This window comes from Kitasatospora sp. NPDC101108, assembly GCF_055584725.1.
The window spans coordinates 55,125-65,752 of record NZ_JBVJLM010000004.1; the positions used below are offsets into that span (position 1 = coordinate 55,125).

Sequence of the window (10,628 nt, forward strand, 5' to 3'; positions counted from 1 at the left end):
CCGTCTCCACCGGCCGCTCCGACCGGCCCGCCGACCCCCGGCAGGCCGCCGTCTGGGGCCTCGGACGCTCCGCCGCCCTCGAACTGCCCGCCCGCTGGGGCGGCCTGGTCGACCTGCCGGAACCGTCGGAGCAGTCGGAGCAGTCCGGGCAGCGGGACGGCACCGGGCAGCCGGACGACACCGTGCTGCGCCGACTGGCCGCCGCGCTCACCCGCACCGACGGCGAGGACCAGCTCGCCGTCCGCGCCTCCGGCACCTTCGCCCGCCGCCTGGTGCGGCACCCGATCGGCGACCGGCCGGCCACCCGGCCGTACGCGCCCCGCGGCACCGTGCTGATCACCGGCGGCACCGGCGGCCTCGGCGGCCATCTCGCCCGCCACCTGGCCGAACGGGGCGCCGGACACCTGCTGCTGCTCAGCCGCAGCGGCGCCGACGCCCCGGGCGCCGACCGGCTGCGCGCCGACCTCGCCGCCCTCGGGACGGAGGCCACCCTGGTCGCCTGCGACGTCGCCGACCGCGACGCCCTCGCGGCCGTCCTCGCCGCCGTACCGGCCGACCGGCCGCTCAGCGCGGTGTTCCACACCGCCGGCGTGGTGGCCGACGGCACCCTCGACACCCTGGACGCCGACCGCTTCGCCGAAGTGTTCCGGCCCAAGGCCGACGCGGCCCGGCACCTGGACGACCTCACGCGTGAGGCCGACCTCGACGCCTTCGTCCTGTTCACCTCCACCGCCGGCACCCTCGGTGCCGCGGGCCAGGCCAACTACGCCGCCGCCAACGCCCACCTCGACGCCCTCGCCGAACAGCGGCGAGCCGACGGCCGTCCGGCCACCGCGATCGCCTGGGGCCCGTGGGCCGGCGAGGGCATGGCCGGGGCCGGCAACGGGGTCGAACAGCGGGTCCGCCGGGGCGGGTACGCGCCGATGGCGCCCGGGCGCGCCCTGGCCGCCCTCGGCCACGCCCTCGACCACCAGGACACCGCGCTCACCGTCGCCGACATCGACTGGCAGCGCTTCGCCGCCGTGTTCACCGCCCAACGCCCGTTCCCCCTGATCGCCGACCTGGCCGGGCCGGCCGGGCGCCGCACCGACGCCGCCCCGGAGTCCGGGCTGCGGCAGCGCGTCGCCGAGCTGCCCGAACAGGCCCGCCGGCGCTTCCTGCTGGACTTCGTCCGCAGCCGGGTCGCCGCCGTCCTCGGCCACCCCGGCGGCGACGGGATCGGCGCCGACCAGGCCTTCACCGACCTCGGCATGGACTCGCTGACCACCGTCGAACTGCGCAACACGCTCACCGCCGCCACCGGACTCACCCTGTCCGCAACCCTGGTCTACGACCACCCGACCCCGGCGGACCTCGCCGCCCACCTGCTCGCCGAACTCCTCGGCAGCCTGCCGGAGGCGGGCCGGACAGCGGCCCCGCGCCCGGTCGCCGAGGACCCGGTGGTGATCACCGGCATGGCCTGCCGCTTCCCCGGCGGCATCGAGACCCCCGAGGACCTGTGGCGGCTGCTGGCCGACGGCGCCGACGCCGTCCGCCCGTTCCCCACCGACCGCGGCTGGGACCTCGACGCCCTCGGACAGGGCGGCTCGGCCACCCTGCACGGCGGCTTCCTCGACGACGTCGGCCGCTTCGACGCACGCTTCTTCGGCATCTCGCCGCGCGAGGCGCTGGCGATGGACCCGCAGCAGCGGCTCCTGCTGGAGACCTCCTGGGAGGCGCTGGAGCGCTCCGGCATCGCCCCCGACCGGCTGCGCGGCAGCGACACCGGCGTGTTCGTCGGCACCAACGGCCAGGACTACCTGACCGTGCTGCGCCGCGGCACCGCCGACGTGCGCGGGCACGCCGCCACCGGGAACACCGCGAGCGTGCTCTCCGGCCGGCTGTCCTACACCCTCGGGCTGGAGGGCCCGGCCGTCACCGTGGACACCGCCTGCTCCTCCGCCCTGGTGGCGCTCCACCTGGCCGCCCGCGCGCTGCGCGCCGGCGAGTGCTCGCTGGCCCTGGCCGGCGGCGCCTCGGTGATGTCCAGCCCGGACGCCTTCGTCGAGTTCACCGCGCAGGGCGGACTGGCGGCCGACGGCCGCTGCAAGGCCTTCGCCGACGCCGCCGACGGCACCGCGTGGTCCGAGGGCGCGGGCGTCCTCGTGCTGGAGCGGCTCTCCGACGCCCTCCGCAACGGGCGCCCGGTGCTGGCGGTCCTGCGCGGCAGTGCCGTCAACCAGGACGGCGCCTCCAACGGGCTGACCGCCCCGAACGGCCGGGCCCAGCAGCGGGTGATCCGCGCGGCGCTGGCCGACGCGGGCCTGACCGCCGGTGAGGTGGACGCCGTCGAGGCGCACGGCACCGGCACCGCCCTCGGCGACCCGATCGAGGCGCACGCCCTGCAGGCCGCGTACGGGCGGGAGCGTGAACTCCCGCTGCTGGTCGGGTCGGTGAAGTCCAACCTGGGCCACACCCAGGCGGCGGCCGGGGCGGCCGGGGTGATCAAGACGGTGCTGGCCCTGCGGGCCGGCGTCCTGCCGCGCACCCTGCACGTCGACACGCCCTCGCGGCACATCGACTGGACGGCCGGCGCCGTCGAGCTGCTGGCCGAGGCCAGGGAGTGGCCGGAGACCGGCCGTCCGCGCCGGGCCGGCGTCTCGGCCTTCGGGGTCAGCGGCACCAATGCGCACGTGCTGCTCGAACAGGCCCCCCGGGTCGAACCTGCTCCCGAGGCCGAACCGGCCGCCGCTGCCCCGGTGCGGGCCGGTGCCGCGCCCTGGGTGGTGTCCGCCAGGTCCGAGGCCGCGCTGGACGCCTCGCTGGCCCGGCTCGGCACGGTCGAGGGCGCGTCCGCGCTCGACGTGGCCCACTCGCTGGCCGCCGGCCGGGCCTCCCTCACCCACCGGGCGGTGCTGCTGGACGGCGTCGAGGTCGCGCGCGGCCTCGCCACGGACCGGGCGGCGGCGTTCCTGTTCTCCGGTCAGGGGTCGCAGCGGTTGGGGATGGGGCGGGAGCTGTACGCCCGGTTCCCGGTGTTCGCGGAGGCCTTCGACGCGGTCTGCGCCCGGCTGGACCAGCACCTGGACCAGCCGGTGCGGGAGGTGGTGTGGGGTGAGGACGCGGAGCTGCTGAACCGGACGGACTTCGCGCAGGCGGGGTTGTTCGCGGTGGAGGTGGCGCTGTTCCGGCTGGTCGAATCACTCGGTGTGGAACCGGAGTTCGTGGCCGGGCATTCGATCGGCGAGATCGCCGCCGCTCATGTGGCGGGGGTGTTCTCGTTGGCGGACGCCTGCACCCTGGTCGCCGCCCGTGGCCGGTTGATGCAGGCGCTTCCGGAGGGTGGCGCGATGCTGGCGATCGAGGCGACGGAGGAGGAGGTCCGGCCGCTGCTCGGCGAGTCCGTCGCGCTGGCGGCCGTGAACGGCCCGTCCTCGGTGGTCGTTTCGGGTGCGGAGGAAGCGGTCGCGGCGATCGAAGCGCACTTCGCTGACCGCCGCACGACCCGGCTGCGGGTCTCGCACGCCTTCCACTCCCCGCTGATGGACCCGATGCTGGAGGACTTCCGTGCCGTCCTCACCGGGCTCACGTACCACGCGCCGTCGATCCCCCTGGTCTCCAACCTGACCGGCGAGCCGGTCACCGGCACGACCGACGCGGACTACTGGGTGCGCCACGTCCGGGAGACCGTCCGCTTCGCCGACGGCGTCCGCGCCCTGCTCGGCGCCGGCGCCGGCGCCCTGCTGGAACTGGGCCCGGACGGCGTGCTCAGCGCGCTCGCCCAGCGCTCCACCGGCGAGCACGACTGCGTGGTGGAACCGAGCTGCCGTCGCGACCGGCCGGAGGAACACACCCTGGTCACCGCGCTCGCCCGGCTGCACGTCGCGGGTGTGCCGGTCGACTGGACCGCACTGCTCGCCGGCACCGGCGCGGCCCGCGTCGACCTGCCCACCTACCCGTTCCAGCGCGAGCGGTACTGGCCCGAGCGCGCCCCCGAACCCGCCGCGGCCGGTGGCGACCCGGCGGACGCCGCCTTCTGGTCCGCCGTCGAACGCGCCGACACCGCCGCGCTCGGCACCGCCCTCGGACTGGCGGACGACAGCTCGCTCGCCGAGCTGCTGCCCGCACTGTCCACCTGGCGCCGCCGGCAGAGCGCCCGGACCGACGCCGACCGGCTGCGCTACCGCACCGCCTGGCGGCCGTACGCCGTCCCCGCCGGACCGGAGGCCCTGCCCGAGGGCTGGCTGGCCGTCCTGCCGGCCGGCCGGGCCGACGACCCGTGGACCGCGGCGGTGCTCACCGCCCTCGGTCCGGACGTGCTCCGGCTGGAGACCGGTCGGGACGAACGCGCCGCGCTGGTCGAACGGCTCGCGCCGCACGCCGGGGCGGTCACCGGCGTGATCACGCTGCTCGCCGCCGAGGACGCGCTGCCCACCGGGCTCGCCCGGCCGGACGAACTGCTCGCCGCGCTCGGCGAGGCCGGCATCGAGGCGCCGCTGTGGTGCCTCACCCGGGGAGCCGTCGCCGTCGGCGACACCGAGGCCCCGGACCGCGCCGCCCAGGCCGCCGCCTGGGGCATCGGCCGGGTCACCGCGCTGGAGCACCCGCGGCGCTGGGGCGGCCTGGTCGACCTCGCCAAGGCGCCCGACACCCCCACCGCGGCCCGGCTGCGCGCCCTGCTGACCGCTCCCGACGGGGAGGACCAGCTCGCCCTGCGCCCCTCCGGCGCCCTCGCCCGGCGCCTGGTCCGCGCCACCACGGACGCCGACGCGCGCCCCTGGACCCCGCGCGGCACCGTCCTGCTGATCGGCGACCCGGACGGCCACGCGGCGTCCACGGCCCGCTGGCTCGCCCGTACGGGAGCCCGCCAGGTGGTGCTGCTCACCGCCGGGGACACGGCCGACGGCTCGTCCGCCGTCGAGCGGCTCGGGGCCGAACTCGCCGAGCACGGCACCGGGCTGGGCGTCGTCACCGGTGCGCCCGGCGACCCCGCCGCCCTGGCCTCCGCGCTCGACCGGCCCGAGCTCACCGCCGTCCTGCACACCGGCCGCACCGCCGCGCCGGGCACACCCGACGAGCAGCTCGCCGGACTGCTCGCCGAACTCGCCGCACTCGACACCGCGCTCGGTGACCGGCCGCTCGACGCCTTCCTGCTGTTCGGATCCATCGCCGGCACCTGGGGCATCAAGGGCCGGGCCGACGAGGCCGCCGCCGGCGCCCTCCTGGAGGCCGCCGCCCAGTCCCGCCGGGCCGCCGGACGGGCCGCACTCGCCGTCGCCTGGGGTGCCTGGACCGGCAGCACCCCCGACTCCCTCGCCGCTCACCTGCGCGCCAACGGGCTGCCGCCACTCGCCCCCGAACGCGCGCTGACCGCCCTGGCGGCGGCCGCCGACGGCCCGGCCGCCGTCACCGTCGCCGAGGTCAGCTGGGAGCGGTTCGCCCCCGCCTTCGGCGAGACCCGGACCACCCGGCTGTTCGCCGAACTGCCCGAGGCCCGGCGCACCGCGGAGCCGCGGCAGCCGGGCGGTGGATCCGCCCGGGCCGAGGCACTGCGCGCCGACCTGCGCGACCGGTCCGCCGCCGAGCGCACCGAGGCCCTGCTCGCACTCGTCCGGGCCGAGGCCGCCGCCGTGCTCGGCCACGCCGACACCGACGACGTCCCCGCCGCGCACCCCTTCAAGGACCTCGGCTTCGACTCGCTGACCGCCGTCGACCTGCGCAACCGGCTCGCCACCGCGACCGGCCTGAAGCTGCCCGCCACCCTGGTGTTCGACTACCCGTCCCCGGCGGCCCTGGCCGCCCACCTGCGGGCCGAACTCCTCGACGAGGCGGGCGAGGCCGAACGCCCGGTCGCGGCCGTCGACACCGACGACCCGATCGTGATCGTCGGCATGGGCTGCCGCTACCCCGGCGGCGTTCGCTCGCCCGAGGACCTCTGGCAGCTGCTGCTCGACGGCACGGACGCCATCGGACCGTTCCCGACCGACCGCGGCTGGGACCTCGACCGGCTCGCCCACGGCGACCGCGACGGCCGCGGCCGCAGCGTCACCGGGCACGGCGGATTCCTGTACGACGCCGCCGAGTTCGACGCGGCCTTCTTCGGCGTCCCGCCGCGCGAGGCACTGGTCGTCGACCCGCAGCAGCGCCTGCTGCTGGAGACCGCCTGGGAGGCGCTGGAGCGCGCCGGGATCGACCCGGCCGGCCTGCGCGGCGGCGACACCGGCGTGTTCGTCGGCGGCGGCAGCGGCGACTACCGGCCCGCCATCGGCCAGCTCGGCCACGTCGAGACCGCCCAGTCCGCGAGCCTGCTCTCCGGCCGGCTCTCCTACACCCTCGGCCTGGAGGGGCCGTCGGTGAGCGTGGACACCGCGTGCTCCTCCTCGCTGGTCGCCCTGCACCTCGCCGCCCAGGCGCTGCGCGCCGGCGAGTGCTCGCTCGCCCTGGCCGGCGGTGTGACGGTGATGTCCAGCCCGGTCGGCTTCGTCGAGTTCGGCGAGATGGGCGCGCTGTCCCCGGACGGGCGCTGCCGGGCCTTCTCCGACGGGGCCGACGGCACCGGCTGGTCCGAGGGCGTCGGCGTCCTGGTGGTCGAACGGCGCTCCGACGCCGAACGCCTCGGCCACCGGGTCCTGGCCGTGCTGCGCGGCTCCGCCGTCAACCAGGACGGCGCGTCCAACGGCATCACCGCGCCCAACGGGCCGTCCCAGCAGCGCGTCATCCGGCGCGCGCTGGCCGGCGCCGGCCTGACACCCGGTGAGGTGGACGCCGTCGAGGCGCACGGCACCGGCACCCGGCTGGGTGACCCGATCGAGGCCCAGGCGCTGCTGGCCACCTACGGCCAGGACCGTGAGCGGCCGGTCCTGATCGGCGCGCTGAAGTCCAACCTGGGCCACACCCAGGCCGCCTCCGGAGTGGGCGGGGTGATCAAGATGGTGCTGGCCATGCGGCACGGCCTGCTGCCGCGCACCCTCCACCTGGACACGCCGTCCGCCCACGTCGACTGGACCGCCGGCGCCGCCGAGCTGCTCACCGAGGCCCGCGACTGGCCGGACACCGGCCGCCCGCGCCGGGCCGGCGTCTCGGCGTTCGGCGCCAGCGGCACCAACGCCCACGTGATCCTCGAACAGCCCGCCGAGGAGCCGCCGCCGGCGGCCGGACCGGCCGGGGACCGGCCGGACGACCGGACCCTGCCCGTCCCGCTCTCCGCCGCCACCCCGGAGGCGCTGCGCGAACAGGCCGCCCGTCTGCTCGACCGGCTCGCCGGCCACCCCGGCCTGACCGTCCGGGACCTCGGCCACTCGCTGGCCACCACCCGCACCCTGCTCGACCACCGGGCCGTGCTGCTCGCCGCCGACCGGGAGGAACTCGTCCGGGGCCTGCGCGCCCTCGCCGACGGGCGCCCCGGCGGCGAGGCCGTCCAGGGCTCGGCCCGCAGTGCGAGGACCGCCTTCCTGTTCCCCGGCCAGGGGTCGCAACGCCCCGGCGCCGGAAGCGGGTTGTACGCCTCCGAGCCGGTGTTCGCCGAGGCGCTGGACGCGGTGCTGGCCGGCTTCGAGGGCCGGCTCGCCGGCCCCCTGCGTGAGGTGTTGTTCGCGGAGGAGGGGTCGGTGGAGGCGGGGTTGCTGGACGACACGGGGTTCGCGCAGCCGGCGTTGTTCGCGCTGGAGGTGGCGTTGTTCCGGCTGGTGGAGTCGTGGGGTGTGCGGCCGGACTTCGTGGTGGGTCATTCGGTGGGGGAGCTGGCGGCCGCGCACGTGGCCGGGGTGTTCTCGCTGGAGGACGCGTGCACGCTGGTGGCGGCCCGGGCGCGGTTGATGTCGGCGCTGCCCCGTGGGGGAGCGATGGTCTCGGTCGAGGCGGCGGAGGAGGAGGTGCTGCCGTTGCTGACGGACGGCGTGTCGATCGCCGCCGTCAACGGCCCGCGCGCCGTCGTCCTCTCCGGCGACGCCGAGGCCGTCGAGCGCATCGCCGCCGGCCTGGCGGCCGACGGACGCAGGACTAGGCGTTTGCGGGTGAGCCATGCGTTTCACTCCGTACACATGGACGCGATGCTCGACGACTTCGAGCGGACCGCCCGGGGCATCGCCTGCACCGCCCCGCGCATCCCGCTCGTCTCCAACCTGACCGGTGAGATCGTCACCGGGGAGACCGGGGCGCACTACTGGGTCCGGCACGTCCGGGAGGCCGTCCGCTTCGCCGACGGCCTGGCCACCCTGGCCGCCCGCGGCGTGCGCCGCCACCTGGAACTCGGGCCGGACGGCGTGCTGTCCGCGCTCGTCCAGGCCGGCGGGGCCACCCAGGCCGACCCCGCCCGCCCGGTGGTCACCGCGACCGCCCTGCGGCACGGCCGCGACGAACGGACCACCCTGCTGACCGCCGTCGCCCGGCTGCACGCCGACGGGCTGGCACCGCACTGGCCCGCCGTCTTCGAGGGCACCGGCGCCCGCCGGGTCGACCTGCCCACCTACCCGTTCCAGCGGCAGCGCTACTGGCCCGAGCCCACCCCGGCCCCGGCTCCGGCCACCGCCGACGGGGAGTTCTGGACGGCGCTGCGCACCGAGTCCCTCGACGCGCTGGCCGACACCCTCGACGTCGACGGCGACGCGCTCGCCAAGGTCCTCCCCGCGCTGCGCGACTGGCACGACCGGCGCGAGGAGCAGGCCGCCGTGGACGCCCTCCGCCGGCGGATCGTCTGGCAGCCGCTCGACCGGGCCCGCTCCGGCGCCCCGGCCGGCACCTGGCTGGCCGTGCTGCCGGCCGGCCACGGCGACGACGCCTGGGTGGAGACCGTGCTCGGCGCGCTCGGCCCGGACACCGTCCGGCTGACCGTCGCGGCCGGCCTCGACCGCGCCCGCCTCGCCCAGGAGCTCGCCGAACTCCCGGACGGCGGCAGCGGATTCAGCGGAGTGCTGTCCCTCCTGGCGCTCGACGAGAGCACCGCGGAGGGTACCCCCGCCGGACCGGCCCGGACCGCCACCCTCCTCCAGGCCCTCGGCGACGCCCGGATCGGCGCCCCGCTGTGGTGCCTCACCAGGGAGGCCGTCGCGGCCGCCCCCGGCGACCGCGTCACCGGCCTGCCGCAGGCCGCGGTCTGGGGCCTCGGCCGGGTCGCCGCCCTCGAACTCCCGCAGCGCTGGGGAGGGCTGATCGACCTGCCGGGAACCGTCGACCGGGACGCCGCGGCCCTGCTGGCCGCCGTCCTGGCAGACCCGGCCGGGGAGGACCAGCTCGCCGTCCGCCGCACCGGCCTGTTCGCCCGCCGGCTGGCCGCCACCCCCGGCGGAACCGGCGACGACCAGCGCCTCTGGGAGCCCACCGGCACCGTGCTGATCACCGGCGGCACCGGCGCGCTCGGCGGCGAGGTCGCCCGCGGCCTCGCCGCCGCCGGGGCCCGGCACCTCCTCCTGCTCAGCCGCCGGGGCCCCGACGCGCCCGGCGCGGCCGGACTCCGCGAGGACCTCACCGCCGCCGGCGCCACCGTCACCATCACGGCCTGCGACGCGGCCGACCGGGAGGCGCTCGCCGCCGTCCTGGCCGCGGTGCCCGCCGACCAGCCGCTCAGCGCCGTCGTCCACGCCGCCGGCGTCCTCGACGACGGCGTGATCGACGGCCTCGACCCGGACCGCTTCACCGCCGTCCACCGGGCCAAGGCCGCCTCGGCCCTGCTGCTCGACGAACTGACCGCCGACCAGGACCTGGCCGTCTTCGCCCTGTTCTCCTCCGCCTCGGCCGCCGTCGGCAACCCGGGCCAGGGCAACTACGCGGCCGCCAACGCCCTCCTCGACGCCCTCGCCGAGCGCCGCCGCGCCCACGGGCAGGCGGCCACCTCGATCGCCTGGGGCGCCTGGGGCGGCAGCGGCATGGCCGCCGGCACCCGGGCCGCCGAGGCCGCCCGCCGCACCGGCATCCGGCCGCTCGACCCGGCCGCCGCGGTCAGCGCGCTGCGCCGGGCCGTCCTCGACGACGCCCCGACCACCCTGGTGGCCGACGTCGACCCGGAGCGCTTCGTGCGCGCCTTCACCGCCGTCCGGCCCAGCCGTCTGCTCGCCCAGCTGCCCGGCTACGCCGAGCCCCAGGGCCCCGGCGGCGACACCGGGAACGGCCGCGACACCGGGAACGGCCGCGAACTGCGCGCCGAACTCGCCGGACTGCCCCCGGCACGCCGCGCCGCCACCGTGCTCGGACTGGTCCGCGGCCGGGCCGCCGAGGTGCTCGGACTGCCCGGCATCGAGGCGGTCGGCCCGGACAAGGCCTTCCGGGACCTCGGCTTCGACTCCCTCGGCGCCGTCGAACTGCGCAACCGGCTCGGCGCCGCCACCGGCCTCGACCTCTCCCCGACGCTGGTCTTCGACCACCCGAGCCCCAGCGAGCTCGCCGAGCACCTGCTCGGCCTGCTGCTCACCGGACCCGGACGGGCCGGCACGGACGCCGAACCCGAGCGGGACCGCCTGCGGGCCCTCGTCGAGTCCGTCCCGCTGGACCGGCTCCGGCGCAGCGGCGTGCTGGACGAGCTGCTGAAGCTCGCCGACGGCGCCGCGGACGTCGGGGCCGCCGAGGACGCCGAGGACGACGACGCCATCGACGCGATGGACCTGGACGACCTGGTGCAGGCCGCCCTGCGCAACGACCCCGACCACGCCCAGGACTGA

Annotated in this window: 1 protein-coding gene (only partly in view); it reads left to right on the forward strand. The window is 77.6% G+C overall.

Features of this window, described 5'->3' with window-relative positions; genetic code table 11:
- Positions 1-10,628, forward strand: partial view of a type I polyketide synthase gene (locus tag ACZ6Z8_RS11490; protein WP_465609148.1) — the end only. It extends 17,698 nt beyond the left edge of the window; the window shows 10,628 of its 28,326 coding nt (coding positions 17,699-28,326); its start codon lies off the left edge, out of view; the stop codon is at positions 10,626-10,628.